Annotated in this window: 19 protein-coding genes; 16 read left to right on the top strand and 3 right to left on the bottom strand. The window is 69.5% G+C overall.

Features of this window, described 5'->3' with window-relative positions:
* Window positions 1-57: 57 nt before the first annotated feature.
* The 4 genes from dop to prcA all read left to right on the top strand — a co-directional run bounded on the left by dop (window position 58) and on the right by prcA (window position 3,902).
* Window positions 58-1,560: a depupylase/deamidase Dop gene (gene dop / locus GIY23_RS09905; RefSeq protein WP_154076385.1), complete on the top strand. Its 1,503-nt coding sequence runs from the start codon at window positions 58-60 to the stop codon at window positions 1,558-1,560.
* A gap of 197 nt (window positions 1,561-1,757) precedes the next feature.
* On the top strand, window positions 1,758-1,952 hold the full coding sequence (locus tag GIY23_RS09910; RefSeq protein WP_154076386.1) for a ubiquitin-like protein Pup: 195 nt from the start codon (window positions 1,758-1,760) through the stop codon (window positions 1,950-1,952).
* Between the two features lie 269 nt (window positions 1,953-2,221).
* Window positions 2,222-3,064: a proteasome subunit beta gene (prcB, locus tag GIY23_RS09915; RefSeq protein ID WP_154076387.1), complete on the top strand. Its 843-nt coding sequence runs from the start codon at window positions 2,222-2,224 to the stop codon at window positions 3,062-3,064.
* A gap of 79 nt (window positions 3,065-3,143) precedes the next feature.
* Window positions 3,144-3,902 (top strand): proteasome subunit alpha, encoded by a 759-nt coding sequence (gene prcA / locus GIY23_RS09920; protein WP_154076388.1) that lies wholly within the window; start codon window positions 3,144-3,146, stop codon window positions 3,900-3,902.
* A gap of 9 nt (window positions 3,903-3,911) precedes the next feature.
* Here prcA and GIY23_RS09925 read toward each other — a convergent pair whose 3' ends face one another.
* Window positions 3,912-5,426, bottom strand: a complete 1,515-nt coding sequence (locus GIY23_RS09925; RefSeq protein ID WP_228717641.1) for a bifunctional phosphatase PAP2/diacylglycerol kinase family protein — start codon at window positions 5,424-5,426, stop codon at window positions 3,912-3,914.
* Between the two features lie 68 nt (window positions 5,427-5,494).
* Between GIY23_RS09925 and pafA the strand changes: the two genes are divergently transcribed.
* Complete coding sequence (pafA, locus tag GIY23_RS09930; protein ID WP_154076390.1) at window positions 5,495-6,853, top strand: Pup--protein ligase; 1,359 nt, start codon at window positions 5,495-5,497, stop codon at window positions 6,851-6,853.
* A gap of 92 nt (window positions 6,854-6,945) precedes the next feature.
* On the opposite strand, the gene GIY23_RS09935 is transcribed toward pafA, so the two are convergent.
* A complete protein-coding gene (locus GIY23_RS09935; RefSeq protein WP_154076391.1) occupies window positions 6,946-7,644 on the bottom strand; it encodes an SDR family oxidoreductase in 699 nt (232 codons plus the stop codon).
* 174 nt (window positions 7,645-7,818) lie between these two features.
* On the opposite strand from GIY23_RS09935, the gene GIY23_RS09940 reads away from it, so the two are divergent.
* The 9 genes from GIY23_RS09940 to GIY23_RS09980 all read left to right on the top strand — a co-directional run bounded on the left by GIY23_RS09940 (window position 7,819) and on the right by GIY23_RS09980 (window position 18,217).
* A complete protein-coding gene (locus GIY23_RS09940; RefSeq protein ID WP_154078749.1) occupies window positions 7,819-9,294 on the top strand; it encodes an amidase in 1,476 nt (491 codons plus the stop codon).
* A 291-nt stretch (window positions 9,295-9,585) separates the two neighbouring features.
* The gene (locus tag GIY23_RS09945; protein ID WP_154076392.1) at window positions 9,586-10,572 is read left to right on the top strand and encodes a helix-turn-helix transcriptional regulator; all 987 of its coding nucleotides are present in this window, start codon (window positions 9,586-9,588) and stop codon (window positions 10,570-10,572) included.
* Window positions 10,569-11,540, top strand: coding sequence for a helix-turn-helix transcriptional regulator (locus GIY23_RS09950; RefSeq protein ID WP_154076393.1), 972 nt, complete (start codon window positions 10,569-10,571; stop codon window positions 11,538-11,540). Before GIY23_RS09945 ends, GIY23_RS09950 begins: the two co-directional genes overlap by 4 nt.
* Window positions 11,541-11,558: 18 nt before the next feature.
* Window positions 11,559-11,801 carry a bacteriophage holin gene (locus GIY23_RS09955; protein WP_228717642.1) on the top strand — a complete coding sequence of 81 codons (243 nt, stop codon included), beginning with the start codon at window positions 11,559-11,561 and terminating at the stop codon, window positions 11,799-11,801.
* A gap of 83 nt (window positions 11,802-11,884) precedes the next feature.
* Window positions 11,885-12,157, top strand: a complete 273-nt coding sequence (gene tatA, locus GIY23_RS09960; protein WP_154076394.1) for a Sec-independent protein translocase subunit TatA — start codon at window positions 11,885-11,887, stop codon at window positions 12,155-12,157.
* Between the two features lie 20 nt (window positions 12,158-12,177).
* Window positions 12,178-13,161, top strand: coding sequence for a twin-arginine translocase subunit TatC (gene tatC, locus GIY23_RS09965; protein ID WP_154078751.1), 984 nt, complete (start codon window positions 12,178-12,180; stop codon window positions 13,159-13,161).
* A 196-nt stretch (window positions 13,162-13,357) separates the two neighbouring features.
* Window positions 13,358-16,177, top strand: a complete 2,820-nt coding sequence (locus tag GIY23_RS09970; protein WP_228717643.1) for a DEAD/DEAH box helicase — start codon at window positions 13,358-13,360, stop codon at window positions 16,175-16,177.
* Window positions 16,178-16,255: 78 nt separating this feature from the next.
* The gene (locus GIY23_RS09975; protein ID WP_187352083.1) at window positions 16,256-16,807 is read left to right on the top strand and encodes a DUF4333 domain-containing protein; all 552 of its coding nucleotides are present in this window, start codon (window positions 16,256-16,258) and stop codon (window positions 16,805-16,807) included.
* Window positions 16,808-17,020: 213 nt separating this feature from the next.
* Entirely contained in the window at window positions 17,021-18,217 is a 1,197-nt protein-coding gene (locus tag GIY23_RS09980; RefSeq protein ID WP_154076396.1) for a GNAT family N-acetyltransferase, read from the top strand.
* Window positions 18,218-18,313: 96 nt separating this feature from the next.
* Here the strand turns inward: GIY23_RS09980 and GIY23_RS09985 are convergent, their stop codons facing one another.
* Entirely contained in the window at window positions 18,314-19,264 is a 951-nt protein-coding gene (locus GIY23_RS09985; RefSeq protein WP_187352084.1) for an alpha/beta fold hydrolase, read from the bottom strand.
* Between the two features lie 142 nt (window positions 19,265-19,406).
* Here GIY23_RS09985 and GIY23_RS09990 point away from each other — a divergent pair, with 142 nt between their 5' ends.
* Both GIY23_RS09990 and GIY23_RS09995 read left to right on the top strand, forming a co-directional pair.
* Window positions 19,407-19,862: a helix-turn-helix domain-containing protein gene (locus GIY23_RS09990; protein WP_154076398.1), complete on the top strand. Its 456-nt coding sequence runs from the start codon at window positions 19,407-19,409 to the stop codon at window positions 19,860-19,862.
* A complete protein-coding gene (locus GIY23_RS09995) occupies window positions 19,855-20,238 on the top strand; it encodes a DUF4180 domain-containing protein (protein WP_154076399.1) in 384 nt (127 codons plus the stop codon). Before GIY23_RS09990 ends, GIY23_RS09995 begins: the two co-directional genes overlap by 8 nt.
* Window positions 20,239-20,252: the final 14 nt, after the last annotated feature.

Genomic DNA, 20,252 nt, shown 5'->3' on the forward strand with positions numbered 1-20,252 from the left:
GTGTCGTTCCCGCGCTGTGATCCCCCGTGCCGGTGCACAACCCGTACGCTGCGGGGTATGCGGCGGATCATGGGAACCGAGGTCGAGTACGGCATCGTGGTGCCGGGTGACGCGACGGCGAACCCGGTGCTGACCTCCACACACATCGTCCTGGCGTACGCGGCGGCCGCGGACATACCGCGCTCCAAGCGGGCACGCTGGGACTACGAGGTCGAGTCGCCGCTGCGGGACGCCCGCGGATTCGACCTCGGCGCCACGGTCGCGCAGAACGACGGCGGGGACAACGACGACCTCGGCGCGGCGAACGTCATCCTCACCAACGGGGCTCGCCTCTACGTCGACCACGCGCACCCCGAGTACTCCGCGCCGGAAGTCACCAACCCTCGTGATGCGGTCGTGTGGGACAAGGCGGGCGAACGGGTCATGGAGGAGGCAGCTTTCCGTGCCGCCAGCGTGCCCGGCACGCCGTCGATGCAGCTCTACAAGAACAACGTCGACGGCAAGGGCGCCAGCTACGGAACCCACGAGAACTACCTCATGGCCCGCAAGACGCCGTTCACGGCCGCCATCGCGGGTCTCACGCCGTTCTTCGTCTCGCGCCAGGTGACGTGCGGCTCCGGGCGGGTCGGACTCGGACAGGCCGGTGAGAAGCCGGGATTCCAGCTTTCCCAGCGTTCCGACTATATCGAGGTCGAGGTCGGTCTGGAGACCACGCTCAAACGCGGCATCATCAACACGCGGGACGAACCGCACGCCGACGCCGACAAGTACCGCAGACTCCACGTCATCATCGGCGACGCGAATCTCGCGGAGACCTCCACGTTCCTCAAGGTCGGCAGCACCGCACTGGTGCTCGACATGATCGAAGCGGGAGTGCGTTTCGACGACCTCAAGCTCGCCGACGCCGTGCAGGCCGTACACCTCATCAGTCACGATCCGTATCTGAACCAGAAGGTCGAGCTCGCGGACGGACGCAAGTTCACCGGCCTGGACCTGCAACGGGCCTATCACGAGCGCGCGGCCCGGCATCTGGACGGCGGCGAGGACGGGTCCCCGGCAGCACGCGAGGTGCTCGACACCTGGGGCGAGGTGCTCGATCTGCTCGCCGACGACCCGATGAACTGCGCGGACCGCCTGGATTGGCCCGCGAAGTGGAAGTTGCTGGAGAGCTACCGCACGCGCGACAACCTGGGCTGGGCATCGCCCCGGCTGCACATGATCGACCTGCAGTACTCCGACGTTCGCCTCGGTAAAGGTCTGTACAACCGGCTGGTCGCGCGCGGGTCGATGAAGCGTCTCGTCAGCGAGGACGACGTGCGCGCCGCGGTGGACCACCCACCGGAGGACACGCGCGCGTACTTCCGCGGGCGCTGCCTGGAGCAGTATCCGGCGTCGGTGGCGGCCGCATCGTGGGATTCGGTCATCTTCGACCTGGGTCGCGACTCGTTGGTGCGCATCCCCACCCTCGAACCGCTGCGCGGAACGCGTGCCCACGTGGGAGAACTCCTCGACGCCGCGGCCAGTGCCGAGGAACTCGTCGATTCCCTGACCAGAGGGTGAGACGAGCTGCGCGAGGTCACGATCGTCGGTTGCGGAGCGTGTCCACAACGGCCTGGTCAAGATCCGCGTGACGCCCGCTCGGCTGTGGGCGAAGGGCCTGCGCGCTAGGTAGTGTTCACAGCAGGAGACCGGAAGGTCACGGGGAATCCCGGGGCCGCCGGACCGGCTCTCCGCGAGGGCAACCACCGGGAGGCGAGATGTCCCAGGACAAGGTGCAGCGGCAAGGTGGCGGCGACGACGGCGACGAAGACACTGCCGTCGAGACCGGCGGTCAGGAACGTCGCGAGAATCTCGGCGAGGACGTCGACGCCATCCTGGACGAGATCGACGACGTCCTGGAGGAGAACGCCGAGGATTTCGTGCGCGCCTACGTACAGAAGGGTGGCCAGTGAGTCGTGCCGTGCCCACGGCGGGGTTCGTCGTCGACGCGCCTGCGGCACGGTGCCTCGTCGACGTGCCTCCGGCACGGTGATCCGTTAACGTGCCCCGGGCACGGTGATCATCCGGCCCCGCGCGAGACGGCACCTGTCGTGGCGCGCCGGGGTCGCACGGTCCCCGAAATCCGGACGGTCCGGGTCTATCCCCGTGTCGGCCCGGGCCCTGCCGGGTCGGTGCCGTCCCGTCCAGTCCCCGTCACTTCGAGCAGGAGACGATGTCGCCGATGGACTCCAGCACGGCCGGCTTCCCCGGTCAGGCCCTGCCCCCCGCTTACCTCACCCCGGGATCGTCGTCGTTCACCGACTTCCTCCGCAGCGCGGCTCCCGAACTGATGCCCGGGCACCGTGGCGTCCCGGAGGGGCTCGAAGCCCCGCACGGCACCACGATCGTCGCGCTGACGTTCCGGGGTGGCGTGCTGCTGGCAGGCGACCGCAGGGCGACCATGGGCAACCTCATCGCGCAGCGGGACATGGAAAAGCTCTACGTCACCGACGACTACTCCGCCGTCGGGATCGCGGGCACCGCCGGTATCGCCCTCGAAATGGTGCGGCTGTACGCCATCGAGTTGGAGCACTACGAGAAACTCGAGGGCGTGCCGCTGTCCCTGGACGGCAAGACGAACAAGCTCGCCACGATGCTGCGCGGCAACCTCCAGGGTGCGATCGCGGGTCTCGCGGTGCTGCCGTTGTTCGCGGGTTTCGACGTCGACGCCGACAACCCGGAACGGGCGGGCCGCATCGTCTCCTACGACATCACCGGTGGGCGCTACAACGAGGTCGGCGGCTACGATGCGGTCGGCTCCGGCTCGCTGTTCGCCAAGTCCGCGCTGAAGAAGCGTCACGACGCGGACGCTGACGTGGACTCGGCGGTCCGCAACGCCGTCGAGGCGCTCTACGACGCCGCCGACGACGACACGGCCACCGGCGGTCCGGACATGTCGCGGCGGATCTACCCCTCGGTGATCACGATCACCGGCTCCGAAGGGGCGGTGCGGTTGACCGAGGAGCAGACGTCGGAGGTCGCCCGCGAGGTCGTCGACGGCCGCCAGGAGAATCCGGGCGGCTGAGCCGCCGGACCGCAGCACACGCCAAGCCACCAGTGCCGCCGCCCGAGGGCGACCCGATTCGAGCCAGGAGTGCACAGCCGTGACGATGCCGTTCTACACCTCGCCCGAGCAGTTGATGCGGGAGCGCTCCGAGCTGGCCCGCAAGGGCATCGCTCGGGGACGCAGCGTGGTGGTGCTCAAACACGCGGGCGGTGTGCTGTTCGTGGCGGAGAACCCGTCGACGACGCTGCACAAGGTCTCGGAGATCTACGACCGCATCGGATTCGCCGCGGTAGGGCGCTACAGCGAGTTCGAGAACCTCCGGATGGCCGGCATCCGGATGGCCGACGTGCGCGGTTACTCCTACGACCGGCGCGACGTGACGGGCCGAGCGCTGGCCAACGCCTACGCGCAAACGCTCGGCGCGATCTTCACCGAGCAGGTCAAACCGTTCGAGGTCGAGATCTGCGTGGCCGAGGTCGGGTCCAGTTCGGAGTCGGACCAGCTGTACCGGCTGACCTACGACGGGTCCATCGTGGACGAACCGCAGTTCGTCGTGATGGGCGGCCAGGCCGAGGTCATCACCGGCAACCTCAAGGAGTCCTATTCGGACGGTATGTCGCTCGAGGACGCCGTCCGGGTCGCGACGAACGCGTTGCAGGCCGGTGGCGAGAACAACCGTGAGATCGAAGTGGGGCAGCTGGAAGTCGCGGTGCTCGATCGGGTGCGTCCGCACCGGACGTTCCGCCGCATCACCGGTGCGGCGTTGCGCGCGCTGCTTCCGGCCTCGGCCGCCGATGCCGACTCGGCCGAGGCCGAGTCACCTGCGGAAGGGGACGGCGCCGACCCGGGGTCGTAGACCGACGGGTCACCCCGCGCGCCGGGAGAGTTCGGCGGCCGTCGAGCCGGCAGGACGGTAGAGGTGTAGTGCCTTGTCGTGGGCAGCGAAGGTGAAGCGGTTGCCGCCAGGGCGGATTTCTCCGTCCGTGGCGATCGCGACGGGAGCCCCGTGCACGTGCACGTCCAACCTCGGCCGGTCGGCCTGCACGTACGTACGACTGCGGTGCAGCGCCCCGGTGGCGGCGGCGAGCACGAACCGGACGCGTGAGAACGACACGTCGGCCCTCGCGTAGCGCACGTCGAGCAGGCCGTTGTCCAGTCGTGGCCGCCGGGTGGGCGCGAAACCCTTCGGCCGGTACGAGCCGTTACCGACGAACAGCAACCACACCTTGACGCGCTCGCCGTCGAGGTCGATCTCCAGCGGCCGCGATGCGTAGAGCACACGGGCGAGCGCGGCGGCGGCCGCCGGCCACTTGCCCCACCGTTTCTGCCACTTCTCGCGGAACCGCACCATGTCCGGGTAGCCCCCCAGGCTCGCCGTGTTGAGGAAACACCGGGCGGGGTCGCCGTCGACGGTGACCCCGCTGAGGTCGACCGCGACGACGGTGCCGCGACGGGCTCCTTCGACAGTGGTCGCCGGATTGTCGACGCCCACGTCCTTGGCGAAGTGGTTGAGGGTCCCGGACGCGAGCACGGCCAGCGGCAGACCGCGCCGGGTGGCCAGCGAAGCGATCGCGGCGACGCTGCCGTCACCGCCTGCGACCCCGAGTGCGGTGACCGGCCGCGGGTGGCGGTCGACGGCGGATTCCAGCTGCGGGACGAGGTCGAAGCCGGGTTCCGGCACGACCACTTCCGCCGCCGGCCAGTGGCGCCGTACCCACGCGGGGACGTCCGGATCCGCGTTACCCGATTCCGGGTTCACCAGCACGACCATGCCCTCGCCGCGCACGAGCGACTGCGTGGACGTCGACACCGGTGCCGCTGCGGGCTCCTCCTGGGGCAGGGGCCACCAGCGGGTGGTCGCATAGGCCATGCCCGCTCCGATGGCCGCGCCGCAGACGACGTCGCTGGGCCAGTGCACGCCGGTGTGCACGCGCGAGTAGGCGACGCCTGCGGCCAGTGGCGCGACCGCGAGCCCCGCGGCCGGTGACTCCATGGCGGTGGCCGCCGCGAACGCGGCCGCTGACGCTGCGTGTCCGGACGGGAACGACGAGGATCTCGGATGCGCGGAAAGCCTGCGGTGCTCGGGCACCAGTTCGGCGGCGGGTCGTCGACGTGGGAACAGTGACTTCGCCAGCAGGTTCGTCGTCGCACTGGCGCCCGCGATGGCAGCGAGCCCACGGCACGCGCCACGCCGGGTGGGACCTTTCCTGCTCGCCAGGACAGCGGCGGCCGCCAGCCACAGCGCGCTGCGGTTGGCCGCGGTACTCGCGCCTTTCAGAGCCGGATCGGCGGCGCTGGCAGGCAGCTGGGCGCTGCACCTGGCCAGGTCCCTGTCGGCCTCGTCGACCTGCTTCGCGGCCGTTCGCAACCACTCCAACACCTGCGGCACGGTACCGGTAAACCTTCGGCGTACCGCGCGATCCCGCCGATGGCGCTTACTGTGGAGGGATGCAGCGGAGGATCTTCGGCATTGAGACCGAGTTCGGGGTCACGTGCACCTTCCACGGGCAGCGTCGACTGTCCCCGGACGAGGTCGCCCGGTACCTGTTCCGACGGGTCGTGTCGTGGGGGCGTTCCTCGAACGTCTTCCTGCGCAACGGAGCCCGTCTCTACCTCGACGTGGGCTCGCACCCCGAGTACGCGACGGCCGAATGTGACGACCTGACCCAATTGGTGACCCACGACAAGGCAGGCGAGCGGATCCTCGAGGACCTGCTCATCGACGCCGAGCGTCGTCTCTCGGACGAGGGCATCGGCGGGGACATCTTCCTGTTCAAGAACAACACGGACTCGGCGGGCAACTCCTACGGCTGCCACGAGAACTACCTGGTGGGCCGGTCGGGCGAGTTCTCCCGCATCGCGGACGTGCTGCTGCCGTTCCTGGTGACCCGCCAGCTGATCTGCGGGGCGGGCAAGGTGCTGCAGACCCCGCGCGGTGCCGTGTACTGCCTGTCGCAGCGCGCCGAGCACATCTGGGAGGGTGTCTCGAGCGCGACGACGCGCTCCCGGCCGATCATCAACACCCGCGACGAACCGCACGCGGACGCCGAGCGCTACCGCAGGCTGCACGTCATCGTCGGCGACTCGAACATGTCCGAGGTGACGACGCTGCTCAAGGTGGGCACGGCGAACCTGGTGCTGGAGATGGTCGAGCAGGGCGTGCAGTTCCGGGACTTCACGCTGGACAATCCGATCCGGGCGATCCGCGAGATCAGCCACGACATCACCGGCAGGCGTACAGTGCGACTCGCCGGTGGGCGTGAGGCGTCGGCTCTGGACATCCAGCGTGAGTACTACAGCCGCGCGGTCGACCACGTCGCCAAGCGGGGGTCGGATCCGATGACCGACCGGCTGCTGGACCTGTGGGGCCGTGCCCTGGACGCGGTGGAGACCGGTGACCACTCGCTGGTGGACCGCGAGGTGGACTGGGCGATCAAGAAGCGACTGTTGGAGCGCTACCAGTCCAAGCACGGCTTCGACCTGTCGAATCCTCGGGTCGCCCAGCTCGATCTCGCCTATCACGACATCCGTCGGGGACGGGGCCTCTTCGACATGTTGCAACGCAAGGACCTGGTGGATCGGGCGTGCGAGGACGGCGAGATCGAGGCCGCCAAGGACACGCCGCCGCAGAGCACCAGGGCCAAGCTGCGGGGGGACTTCATCGCCGCCGCGCAGGGAGCCAACCGGGACTTCACGGTCGACTGGGTTCATCTCAAGCTCAACGACCAGGCGCAGCGCACAGTGCTGTGCAAGGACCCGTTTCGGGCTGTCGACGAGCGGGTGGAGCGGCTGATCAACTCGCTGTGATCGGGTGTGAGAGCGTGCGTGGTTGATGTGCGTGGGTGGTTCCGTGGCGGAACCGCACCTCGCGCAGCCCTCGACCCGCCTGCCCACTCCGCTCAGCGCAGCGGGTGTTGCCCGGTGGGGCGGACGACGATCTCGTTGACGTCGACCCGCGCGGGTTGCGACACCGCGTACAGGACGGCTTCGGCGACGTCGGACGCCTCCAGCTGAGGCCGGGAGCGTTGCTCGTCGGTGATCATGTCGGTGTCCACCAGCCCGGGTTGGACGATGCTCACGCGGACGCCGGTGTCGACGCACTCCGCCCGGATGTTCTGGGCGAGCGCGGTGACGGCGTGCTTGGTCGCCGAGTAGAGGTTGCCGACGCGGATCCCCCGTCCGGCGACCGACCCGGTGAACAGCAGGTGCCCGCGAGTGCGGACGAGCGCGGGTAGGGCCGCGCGGGCGGTGATGGCCGCGCCGTAGACGTTGGTGAGGACCATGTCGCGCCACTGTTCCGGCGGCGCTTCGTCGTCGCCGAGGAACGAGGTGTGGGTGACGACGCCTGCGTTGGCGAACACGGCGTCGATCCCGCCGAGTTCGGTCTCCGCGCGTTCGAGCGCGGCGGTGAGCTGCTCCCAGTCGGTGACGTCGCAGGGCACCGTGAGCGTGTCCGGGCCGAGTTCGGCGGCGAGCGCCGACAGCGGCTCGGCTGAGCGGGCGAGCAGTACCGGTCGCCATCCGGCAGCGGCGGCGGCGCGTGCGGTGGCCGCACCGATGCCGTGCGAGGCGCCGGTGATCAACATCGTCTTGGTCATCTCGCCACTGTCGCAGCGACCGTCCGAGCGACAGGGCCGCAACGGTAAACACGATAACGTCAGTGACGAGTGAAACAATGCGTCACCGTTTCGGAATTGCGTCGGCAGCGGCGAACCGATGAGATCAGCAGGGAGCCGAGGCCGACGGCCTCTTCACGGCGAGAGGGAGTGGCAGTGCACTACGGGGAGTACCGCAAGCACGACGGCGTGGCGCTCGCCGAGCTCGTCCGGCAGGGCGAGGCCTCGCCGGGCGAGTTGGTCGAAGCCGCGATCAGTCGCGCCGCGGCGGTCAACGGCAGGATCAACGCGATCACGGCGACCGTCCACGACCACGCCCGCGATCGCGCGCAGCAGTCCCTGGCCGGCCCGCTCGCCGGCGTCCCGTTCCTGCTCAAGGATCTGAATCAGGAGTGGGCCACACTGCCGCCCTCCGGCGGCTCCCGGTCCGGGGCAGGCCGCCGTTCGCACACCACTTCGGTGGTGACGCAGCGATGGCTGGAGGCAGGTCTCGTCGTCTTCGGCCGGACGAACAGCCCCGAGTTCGGGGCCAAACCCATCACCGAACCGGCCGCTTTCGGGTCGAGTCGCAACCCCTGGGACCCCACGCGCACTCCCGGCGGCTCGTCCGGCGGAGCGGCCGCGGCGGTGGCCGCCGGGATCGTCCCGGTCGCCGCGGCCAGCGACGGCGGTGGGTCGATCCGCATCCCGGCCGCCAACTGCGGCCTGTTCGGACTCAAGGTCGGCCGGGGACTCACGCCTGCGGGCCCGGAGCGCGGCGAATCCTGGCACGGCGCGGCAGTCGACGGGGTCGTCTCGCGTTCGGTACGGGACACCGCGGTGGCGCTCGACGCGATCATGGGCGCCGACCCGGCGGGTCCGTACGTGTGCGCTCCGCCGGAACGGCCGCTGGCCCACGAGGTCGAGCGTGAACCGGGACGGCTGCGGATCGGATTCACCGCCGAGTCCGCCCTCGGCGCCCCGCACCCGTCCGCCGTCGAGGCCATGCACGACGCGGTCGAACTGCTCAGAGCACAGGGGCACGACGTGGAGCCGGTGCCTTCGCCTGTGGACCTCGCACAGCTCGCACAGGACTTCCTGCAGGGCTGGTCGGTGAAGCTCGCCGCCTCGATCGACGAGATGGTCGCGGCCACCGGAGCCACCCAGGAACGCTTCGAACTCGACACCCGGCTGTTGGCGGCGGTGGGGCGCAGCATCAGCGGTCCCGAGTACCTCGCCACGATCGAACGGTGGCACCGATTCACACGCGCGCTCGCCGCCTTCCACGACCGTTATGACCTGCTCCTGACGCCGTCGCTGGCGAGCCCGCCGCTGAAGATCGGTGAGCTGGAGACACCCCCCGCGCTGCGCAGGGCGGGGCAGGTCGCGTTGGCCCTGCGTGCGGGCGGGCTGCTGCGACGGTCCGGCGTGACCGACCGGGTCGCGCGGGAGAACCTCCGGCACGTCCCGTACACGCAGCTGGCGAATCTGACCGGCCGGCCCGCGATGTCGGTACCGCTGTACTGGACTCCCGACGGTCTTCCGCTGGGTGTGCAGCTCGTCGGCCCGCTCGCGGGCGAAGGCCTGCTCGTGCGGCTCGCCGCGCAGCTCGAACGGGCGCGTCCGTGGGCGGATCGCGAACCGCCGCTGTGACGGGGCGTGTGGGAACTGGCGTTTGTGCCCGTAGGGCACGGCCTGACGTGCTCAGCCTGAGCAGGGTGAGACGCTCCGGCGTTCGGAGGTCGTGCCTTGCAAGGCGGGGTTCTCGCCGCGTACTTCGTGGTGCTCAAGAGGACCCCGACGCGGCGAGGCGCGAACTGGGGCGGCGGTACTCGACCACTGACCCAATGCGCTCTGAGTCCTCGGGTGCCGGTGTCGAGTCCGATTCGCGCAACGTCGCGCGTCCGGGCACAACATGCCGCGTCGGCGAGCTAGAGTGCCGTCGTGGCCACTGCACGTGCTGAACGCCTGGTGAACCTGGTGTTGTGTCTGTTGTCCACTCGCCAGTACCTCACGGCGGAACGGATTCGGGGAATCGTCCCCGGTTATGCCGACGCACCCAGCGACGAGGCGTTTTTCCGGACGTTCGAACGGGACAAGTCGGAACTGCGCGATCTCGGGGTGCCGCTGGAGACCGGACGCAACTCCGCGTTCGATTCCGCCGACGGCTACCGCATCGCGCGCCGCGACTACGAGCTCGGCGACATCGATCTGGAACCGGACGAAGCGGCGGCGGTCGCACTCGCGGTGCGCCTGTGGGACTCGCCGGAGTTCACCGGGGCGGCCCGAGGTGCCCTGCTGAAACTGCGTGCGGCAGGCGTCGAGGTCGACGGCGGCGCGAGCCCGGTGGTCGAGCCCAAGGTGCGCACCACCGAACCGTCGTTCCCGCAACTGCTGACGGCTGTACAGTCCGGCCGGGCGGCGACCTTCGACTACCGGCGCCCCAGCGACGCCTCCGGTGCACGGCGCACGATCGAGCCCTGGGGCGTCGTGTCCTGGCGTGGCCGTTGGTACGTCGTCGGGTACGACCGGGACCGGGGGGCCGCGCGGTGCTTCCGGTTGTCGCGGATCGTCGGGGACGCCACGCCCATCGGCCCGTCCGGGGCGGTGCACCGCCCCGACGGAGTGGATCTGCTCGGCCTCGTCGTCGGCGACGCACAGGAGCCACCCGCCAGCACGCCGACCCGGCTGTGGGTGGCCGCAGGGTGTGCACAGGGGCTGCGGCGCAAGTCCGAAGTGATCGCGGAGTCGACCGTCGACGGCGTGCCGGGCGACGTGGTGCGGCTCGACCTGTCCTTCCCGGAGTCGGCGGCGTCCTGGATCGCCGGATACGGCCCGGACGTGGTCGTACTCGAGCCGGACACGCTGCGTAAGGCCGTCACCGAGGTGCATCTGGGTGTGCTCGACCCGGATCGGGAGGCCGCGCGATGAGCAGTGCCACCGAACGGCTGCCGCGGCTGTTGGCCCTGGTCCCGTACCTGCTGAGCCGTCCGGGCGTGCCCGTCGCGGACGTGGCCGCCGACTTCGGCGTGACCGAGCAGCAGCTGCGCAAGGATCTCGAACTGCTGTGGATGTGCGGGCTCCCGGGCTACGGTCCCGGCGATCTCATCGATCTGTCCTTCGACAGCGACGCGGTCACCGTCACCTACGACGCCGGGATGCGGCGCCCGCTGCGCCTCACCGCGTCGGAGGCGACGTCGCTGCTGGTGGCGTTGCGCGCGCTGGCGGACACGCCCGGCATCACCGACACCGACGCGGTCCAGCGCGCGCTGGCGAAGGTCGAGGACGCGGTCGGGCAGGCGCAGCCCACCGGCGTCGTCGTCGGTCTCGCCGGGCGTGAGGGGGCGGTGCGGCCGGGAGTGCGCGAGACGGTGCAGCAGGCGCTGAGTCGAGGACGGGCGGTGTGGATGCGCTACTACACGGCCTCGCGGGACCGGGTCGGCGACCGCACGGTCGACCCGATGCGCCTCGTCCTCGTGGAGGGACGCAGTTACCTCGAAGGGTGGTGCCGGTCGGCGGAGAGCGTCCGGCTGTTCCGGCTCGACCGCATCGACGAGATCGACCTGCTCGACGAGCCCGCGTCCGCTCCGGAACAGGCCGAGCCGCGGGATCTCGCGGCGGGGCTGTTCACCCCGTTGCCGGACCAGCCGGTCGCGGTGCTCGACCTCGAGCCCGACGCCCGCTGGATCGCCGAGTACTACCCCGTGGACGAGCTCGCCGAACTCGACGACGGGCGGGCGCGGATCCGGATGCGATACACGGACCGGTCCTGGATGGTGCGCCTGGTGGTCGGCCAGGGCGGGCGGGCGAGCGTGCACGAGCCGCAGGATCTGGCCGACGACGTGCGCCGACACGCCGAAGCCGCAGTGTCACGGGCACGTCACGCGTCCGCTACCTGAACACGCTACGGTGATCGCGTGCCTGAACTGTTGACCCCGGGAGTGCTCGTCGCAGCACTCGTGGTTGTCGGTGTCCTGCTGCTGGCGGTGCTCGCGGTGCTCACGCTGCGCAACCTGCGGCGCTTCTCGCGCGTGCGAGCGGCGGTGACCGAAGACGTCCAGGACCGGATGGGGCATCTCAAGGCTCGGAGCGCGGCGCTGAAGGTCGGGCTGGCACGGCGGCGTCACGGTGCTGTCGAGTGGCCCGGCTCTGTCGAGTGACGACGGTGCCCGCGTAGCATGGCTTGTGCGTATGACCGGGAACACGGTCCGGTCATCGCCGTACGACGGAAGGGACCGGACTGATGGGCATTCCTGGCGGTTGGGAACTCGTCCTCATCCTCGCTGTGCTCGTGCTCCTGTTCGGAGCGACGAAGCTGCCGCAGATGGCGCGTTCGCTGGGCCAGTCGGCACGGGTGTTCAAGGCCGAAACCCGCGGGATGAAGGACGACGAAGAGGCTGCGAAGCGCACGAAGGACACGCAGTCCGAGCCGCAGCAGCTCCCTTCGGGTGAGGCGCCCCAAGCCGAGACCGCGAAGCCGGTCGAGGACACGCAGCGCAACGACACCCAGAACTGAGCAGGAACGGAGACTCCGTGGTGGAAACTCCACTGCGCCGCTTCAACCCGTTCCGTGGTGATCGCCGTCGGTGGGGCCGCAGGCACAATCCCGACGGCACGATGACACTGATCGACCACCTCTACGAGCTGCGCTACCGGCTCGGCGTGGCGCTGCTGTGGATCATGCTCGGTGCGGTGTTCGGGTTCTGGTGGTTCGCGAACACCGCCTTCGGCGCGCCGACGCTGGGTGACGTGATCACCGGACCGTATTGCGGGCTGCCGGAATCGATGCGCTTCAGCCCGAACGACGGTGAGTGCCAGCTGCTGCAAACCAAACCGTTCGAGGTCTTCATGATCCGGCTCAAGGTCGGTGTCGCGGTCGGTGCGGTGCTGTTCTCGCCGGTGTGGCTGTATCAGCTCTGGTCGTTCATCACGCCCGGACTGCACACGAACGAGCGCAGGTTCGCCGGAACTTTTGTCGCGTTCGCAAGTGTGCTGTTCGTGGCGGGCGCCGTGCTCGCCTACTTCGTGGTGCCCGAGGGCCTGCAGTTCATGGTCGGATTCGGCGGTGAGGCGTTCTTCACCGCGCTGACCGGTGGCGAGTACATCAACTTCGTGCTGCTGATGCTCATCATCTTCGGGGTGAGTTTCGAGCTGCCGCTGATCCTGGTGATGCTCAACCGGGCCGGGGTCGTCAGCTACGCGAAACTGGTGAACTGGTGGCGGGGCATCCTGTTCGGCCTGTTCGTCTTCGCGGCGGTCGCCACGCCCGGCCAGGACCCGATCTCGATGCTGGCGCTGGCGGCTGCGCTGGCCGTGCTGTTCTCCGTGGCGATGCTGATCTGCCGCGCGCAGGATCGTCGCCGCGCGCGGAAACTCGGTGAGCAGGGCTTGACCGGTGCCGGGCTGGACGAGGCCTCGGATCTCGACACGGACCCGTCCTCGTTGGACGTGCAGCCCACCGGGACGTCCTCGTCGTCGGGGAACGGTTCGGCTCCGAAGGGAACCGACGACGTCACCTGAGGTTTCGTCCGATTCAGAGCTCTTGCCGCCACGAGTGACGGGCCCGCTCGCTGCGTTCTGACGCGCCTACAGCGACGGAGAATCGCAGTTCGGCATGGGTGTGGCGAGCAGTTCGGGCTGTGCCTCGGCCCGCTGTGACCACGCGCTGTGCGTGGCGTGGGCGACGGCTGTCCGGGTGATGTGAAAACCTGGTGTCGTGGCCGTCAGTCCTACCAACCCCGACCAGTCCGCCGGCCCCGACGGCGTGGCGCCGTCCCCGGCCGAGTCGTACTCCGCGCACCGTCGACGCACCGCGCATCCCCGGCTCGCGGAGTTCGTCGGGACGATGACGTTCGCCCTCGACCCGTTCCAACGCACCGCGTGCCAGGCACTGGAGTCCGGACACGGCGTGCTGGTGTGCGCGCCGACGGGTGCGGGCAAGACGGTCGTCGGCGAGTTCGCGGTCCATCTGGCGCTGGCCGAGGGCCGCAAGTGTTTCTACACGACGCCGATCAAGGCGCTGTCCAACCAGAAGTACGCCGACCTGTGCGAGCGGCACGGTTCGGACGCGGTCGGCCTGCTCACCGGGGACACCTCGATCAACGGGGACGCGCAGGTGGTAGTGATGACCACCGAGGTGCTGCGCAATATGCTCTACGCGGGGTCGTCGACGATCGACCAACTCGGCTACGTCGTCATGGACGAGGTCCACTATCTCGCCGACCGTTTCCGCGGCGCGGTGTGGGAGGAAGTGATCCTGCACCTGCCGGAGTACGTCCAGGTGGCGAGCCTGTCGGCGACGGTGAGCAACGCCGAGGAGTTCGGCGAATGGCTCGTCGCGGTGCGTGGCGACACCACCGTGGTCGTCGACGAGCACCGTCCGGTGCCGTTGTGGCAGCACATGCTCGTCGGTACGCGAATGTTCGACCTCTTCGGCGGGGAGACGAAAGACCGCGAGCTGCGGATCGACCCGCATCTGCTCCGGCACACCCAGGAGCTGCAGCGCAGGCATGTGCCGGGCGGTCGCCGTGGTGGGCCGCCGGGGCGTCGCAGGAACGGGCCGCCGGGGAGCCGCGATCGCGGACCGCGGGGGCCGAAGTTCGTCCCCCCGTCGCGCGTGGACGTACTCCACCAGCTGGACGCGGCGGGCCTGCTTCCCGCGATCGCGTTCATCTTCAGCCGCGCCGGATGCGACGCCGCCGTGAAGCAGTGTGTGCGGGCGGGGCTGCGGCTGACCACCGACGATGAACTCGACGAGATCCGCGACGTCATCGACGAGCGCACCCGTTCGCTGCCCGAGTCGGACCTCGAAGTGCTCGGGTTCTGGGAGTGGCGCGAGGCGTTGGAGCGCGGTGTCGCCGCGCACCACGCGGGTCTGCTGCCCGCGTTCAAGGAAACCGTCGAGGAACTGTTCGTCCGTGGCCTGGTCAAGGCCGTGTTCGCGACCGAGACGCTGGCGCTGGGTATCAACATGCCCGCGCGCACCGTGGTTCTCGAACGGCTGGTGAAGTTCAACGGCGAGGCGCACGTGGACCTCACGCCGGGCGAATACACCCAGCTGACCGGCCGCGCAGGCAGGCGCGGCATCGACGTCGAGGGCCACGCCGTCGTGCTCTGGCAGCCGGGAGTGGATCCGAAACAGGTCGCCGGTCTCGCCTCGACCCGGACGTACCCACTGCGGTCGTCGTTCCGGCCGGGTTACAACATGGCGGTGAACCTGGTTCAGCGCGTCGGCACGACGGAGGCGCGGGAACTGCTGGAACAGTCCTTCGCCCAGTTCCAGGCCGACCGTTCGGTGGTGGGGGTCTCGCGCCGGGTCGACCGCAACACCGAAGCGCTGGAGGGCTATGCCGAGTCGATGCAGTGTCACCTCGGCGATTTCGCCGAGTATTTCGACCTGCGCCGACGCATCTCCGAGCGCGAGAAACAGCTCTCGCGACAGAATCGTGCCTCGCGGCGAGCGGAGGCCGCGAAGTCGCTGGAGAGGCTGCGCAAGGGCGACGTCATCGTGATCTCCTCGGGCCGGCGCGCGGGACTGGCCCTCGTCGTCGACCCGGGCGTGGAGGCGATGGGGGAGCCGCGACCGCTGGTGGTGACCGAGGACCGCTGGTCGGGCCGGTTGTCGGTGGCGGACTTCTCCTCACCCGTCGAGGCGCTGGGTCGGGTGAAGCTGCCCAAGCACGTCGACACCCGTTCGCCGAAGTCCCGGCGCGACCTCGCCTCGACGTTGCGCGACACGGGAATCACCGCGCCGAACGGGCGGGACCGGAAGCGCTCGGACGCCGCGGACGACGCCGAACTCGCCGCACTGCGGCGTGCGATGAAGGCGCACCCGTGCCACGGCTGTGATGATCGCGAGGCGCACGCCCGCTGGGCGGAGCGGCACGAGCGGCTGCGTTCGGACACGGAACAGTTGCGCCGCAAGGTCTCCGCAACGACGCACTCGTTGGCGCGTTCGTTCGACCGGATCACAGCGCTGCTCGCGGAGCGGGACTACCTCTCCGGCGACGAACAGCAGCCGCTGACCGAGAACGGCAGGCGCCTGACCCGGCTGTACAGCGAGTCGGACCTGCTGGTCGCGGAGTGCTTGCGTGCCGAGGTGTGGCGGGGTCTCGGTGCGCCGGAGCTGGCGGCGGTCGTCTCGGCGCTCGTGTTCGAGTCCCGGAAGGAGGGTGCCCCGCCTGCGGTTCCGTCGGGAGCGGTGACCGACGCGTTGCAGAAGACGTGGTCGCTGTGGGGTGAACTCGAGGACGACGAGCGGCGGCACAAGCTCGAACGCACCCGCGAACCGGACCCCGGTTTCGCGTGGCCGGTGTTCCGCTGGGCGCGAGGCGAGACCCTGGAGCGGGTGCTCACGGCCGGGGAGTCGGCGGGCGTCGAGCTCTCGGCCGGTGACTTCGTGCGGTGGTGCCGCCAGGTGATCGACCTGCTCGACCAGGTCCGCGTCGTGGTCGGTAAGAACGACCCCGTGGGGGCCTCGGCGGAAAAGGCGGTTCAGGCGATTCGTCGGGGAGTCGTGGCCGCCGGGGCCGTGTGATCCGGACGCGGACACCGGTGACCGTCGGGTGTGGTTGGATCGTGTGCCGTCGGTGACCATGGTGCCCGGAGGAAGCAGTTGAGCAACCCGTACGGCCCGCAGTGGCCACAGCAGTCTCCGGGTGGACCGAAGCGGGGCGGGTATCCCTCGGGGCAGCCCGGCGCACCCGCGCAGCAAGGCTGGGGACACGCCGGGCTCACCCGACCCGTACCCGCCAACCGGCCACCCGGACCGTCGTACGGTCCACCGCAGGTCGGCCAGCCCTGGCCCGGTCACGACACCGAGACCGGTTTCACGGTTCCGCCGCCGCAGAAACGCTCGCCCTGGCCGTGGATCCTGTGCGTCGCCGGGGCACTCGTCGTCGTGGTGCTCCTCGTGACGGGATTCGTGGCGCCTGGGTTCTTCGTGCGGACGACGTTCGACGCCCAGGCGGTGCAGCAAGGCGTTCGACAGACTTTCGAAGGCGCGTACGGGATCTCGGGCGTGGAGTCGGTGACCTGCCCGTCCGGACAGCGTGTCGAGCCGGGGGCGACGTTCGACTGTGAGGCCACGGTCGCGGGCAGCACGCTGACCGTGACGATCACCGTCAAGGATCGCGACGGAACCTACGAAGTAGGCCATCCACGCTGATATGAATTCCTCGCAGAAGGTTTTGCTTGGTGGGTCGGGTGGCGGAACCTCTCCCGCCCTCCTCGTTGCGGGATCGATTTCTTGAGTAGCGGCCCACCTTCTGTGGTCGCGCGCGTGGAGGGCTGCGGTGCGGCACACCACGAGTTCACCAACGCACCCCCAGCGTCCTTAAATCCGGTCGACCTCTCTGCCGACGGCGGGCAGGATCGAGGCGTGGGTGTCGATGTGAGGGCGTTGGATCCGGCGGAGTACCGGGCGGCGCAAGACGTGTTCATGGCCGCGTTGATGCGGCCGCCGACGACGGACGAGCAGTGGCGGGTTCGTGAGGGCACGATCCGGCAAGGTGACGTGCTCGGCGGGTTCCACGACGGGACGTTGGCCGGGACGACGAGGTTGTTCGGGTCCACGCTGCGTGTGCCGGGAGGCGCGGCGGTGCCCGCGGGGGCCGTCACGGCCGTCGGCGTGCGTGCGGACAAGACTCGACGCGGGGTTCTGACGGCGTTGATGCGCGCCCAGCTCACCGACGCCAAGAACCGTGGTCACGTCGTGGCGATGTTGCACGCCTCCGAGGCGGCGATCTACGGCCGTTTCGGGTACGGGGCCGCGACCAGAGCACGCCAGGTCCGGTTGACGATCGCGTCGGTCAAGTGGCGCGACGACATGCCGCGCGGCGGTGCTGTGCGGCTGGTTGATCGCGCAGACGCGGAGAAGCTGCTCCCGGAGCTCTACCGCAGGATCGGGACGGCCCGCCCCGGGATGATGGAGCGCTCGGACGGCTGGTGGCGGGTCGGGTTCTCACGCCACGAGCAACGGTCGCTCTACGGCTACGCCGTGCATTCCGACGAGCACGGCGACGACGACGGTTACGCCCTTTACCACGCCGTGCCGTTGGGGGGCGACGACATCAAGCTGCAGGTGCACGACCTGGTCGCGGCCACGTCGACGGCCGCTGCCGAGCTGTGGCGGTTCCTGACCGGGATCGACCTCGCCACCGAGATCGAAGCCGCGCGGCCGGTGGACGAGCCGTTGGAGTGGTGGTTGCAGGACGCACGCCAGTGCCGGACGGTCGACGTCTTCGACGATCTGTGGGTGCGTCTCGTCGACGTTCCGGCCGCGCTGCACGCGCGGACGTTCGGTGGCTCGACACCGGTGGTGATCGAGGTGCGGGACAGGATTCTGCCGCAGAACGACGGGGTCTATCGGATCGGCAGCGACGGGGCGGAACGCTCCGAGCGCAGCCCGCAGCTGGTGATGGACGTCGAGTCCTTGGGAGCCCTGTACTTGGGTGACGTGTCGGTGTCCACTGTGGCCGCGGCCAACCGCGTCGAGGTTCGCGACCCGGCTGCCCTCGAGGATGCGGATGCCGTGTTCACCACGCCGCGCCAACCGTGGTGTGGCACGCACTTCTGAGTGGGCGTGGGGGAATTGGCAGTGGTGCCCGTGGGCCGGTCAAGGACCACTGACCCAAGTTCCACAATGCGCTCCGAATGCGTCACGTCTGGCCGCTCAACCGAGGAACCGGCGCAGCACCTCGGCGAAGGCGTCCGGATTTTGTTCCGGTGCGTAGTGCCCGGCGTCCGGAATCGCTTCGGCCCGAACCGACGTGCCTGCCCGCTGCAGACTGGTCGCTACGCTCTCCGGCATTCCGGATGCACCGTCGACGGCCAGCCCCGGCATCGGCACCCTTGCGGCACGTCGGTTCGCCGCCGCGTCCGCAGGCAACGTCCGGTAGAGCCGCAGCGCGGCGGCCGTGCGCTCGGGTTGCGAGTAGACGCGCACGTAGTCCTCGAATGCCGGGGACGACAACACTTCCGGCGTGGCGATGAACCGCGTGAGGAACCCACGCGGATCGGAGGTGATCGCCCGCTGTGCCTGTTCGGGCCGCGTCATGAACCAGCGCAGATGCGGGAGCCCGTTCTGGCCGGGTGGCGGGTCGATCAGTGTCTGCAAGCCGTACCCGGGTAAGAGCGCGCCTGCGACGGCCAGGTGGGACGTCTCCTGCGGGAAGGTGCGCGCATAGGCGTAGGCGACCATGCCGCCCATGTCGTGCCCGGTCATGGCCACCGGGCCGAGGTTCAGCTGCCGGACGAGACCGTGGACGGTGCGCGCGAGGCTGGTCTTGTCCATGCCCCGCTGTCCAGTTCCTGCGGTACTGGACGAACAGCCCATCGCCGGTAGGTCCACGGCGAGAACCCGGTGTTCGGCGCGCAAGGCGGCCATCACACCGCGCCATGCCTGCCATGTCTCGGGGAAGCCGTGCAGCAGCACGACCGGCGGGCCCTCTCCGCCGACGACGTAGTGCAACCGGTCTTCGCCCACCTGCGCGTGGGCGTGTTCGAAACCGTCCGGTGCCACACCGCAGCCCGGTTCCTCCTCGGCGGGTGGGGCGGCGCACGCTGCGACCGCCAGCAGGATCACGAGGATCGCTGCCGGCACGGGCAGACGTCGAGGAACCACGCCTCCAGGGTCCACTCGATGCGGGCGCGGTGCTCGCGCGCGACTCGATCAATCGAGGTCACCGAGGGAGAGCACGAGAGTGGCTCTAAAATTCCGTAAATGGAGTTCGTACGGAAGAATACGGACTGATACGGTAATACACATGCGCGACGACATGCTCTCCGTCGAGGATGTTGCCGGCCGACTGGGGCTGCACGTGCGGACGGTGCGCACCTACGTGCGGGACGGGCGACTGAAGGCCGTCCGCATCGGCAAGCAGTATCGAATCGCGGAGTCGGATCTCGACGCGTTCCTCGGGAAAACCGGCGACGCGAGCGCCGAGCACTCCGCGACCCGTCGGCGTCACGTCGACGTCTCCAGTGTCGTGGACGTCGACGGCGTCGACGCCCACGACGCAGGGCGGTTGAGCAGATTGCTCGCCAGTGCGATCGCCCATCGGCGGGACGGGGACGAGCCGTTGCGGCTGGAGACCGTGTACGACGAGCACCGCTCGCGGCTCAAGATCGTCATCGTCGGTGGAGCGGACACGACCAGGGAGGTGCTCGGTCTGATCAGTGCGATGATCGACAGCACGGGACAGGAGAAGCAGGATGCTTGAGACGCTTCACGGTGTGGCCGTTTACCACTGCTCGCCCGAAGGCGAGGCGCTGGCGACCGAACGCGACGCGACCGACGTGCTCGGCGAGGTGTACCTGGACAATCCCGACCTGCTCGCGATCCCGGCCGCGCGATTGACGGGCGATTTCTTCCGGCTGGAGAGCGGGGTCGCCGGGGCGCTCACGCAGAAGTTCGTGCAGTACGGCCTGCGGGTGGCTGTTCTCGGCGACGTCTCCGCGCACCTTGAGGCGAGTGAGGCGTTCGCGGCCTACGTCCGGGAGTGCAACCGGGGACGGCAGGTGTGGTTCCTCGCCGACCGTGCCGAACTCGTCCGCAAGCTCGGCGACACCACCGGCACCGCGCGCCCGACCGGCTGACGCCAGCGGCGGGG

Origin of the sequence: Allosaccharopolyspora coralli (genome assembly GCF_009664835.1) — a bacterium.
GTDB classification, from domain to species: Bacteria; Actinomycetota; Actinomycetes; order Mycobacteriales; family Pseudonocardiaceae; genus Allosaccharopolyspora; species Allosaccharopolyspora coralli.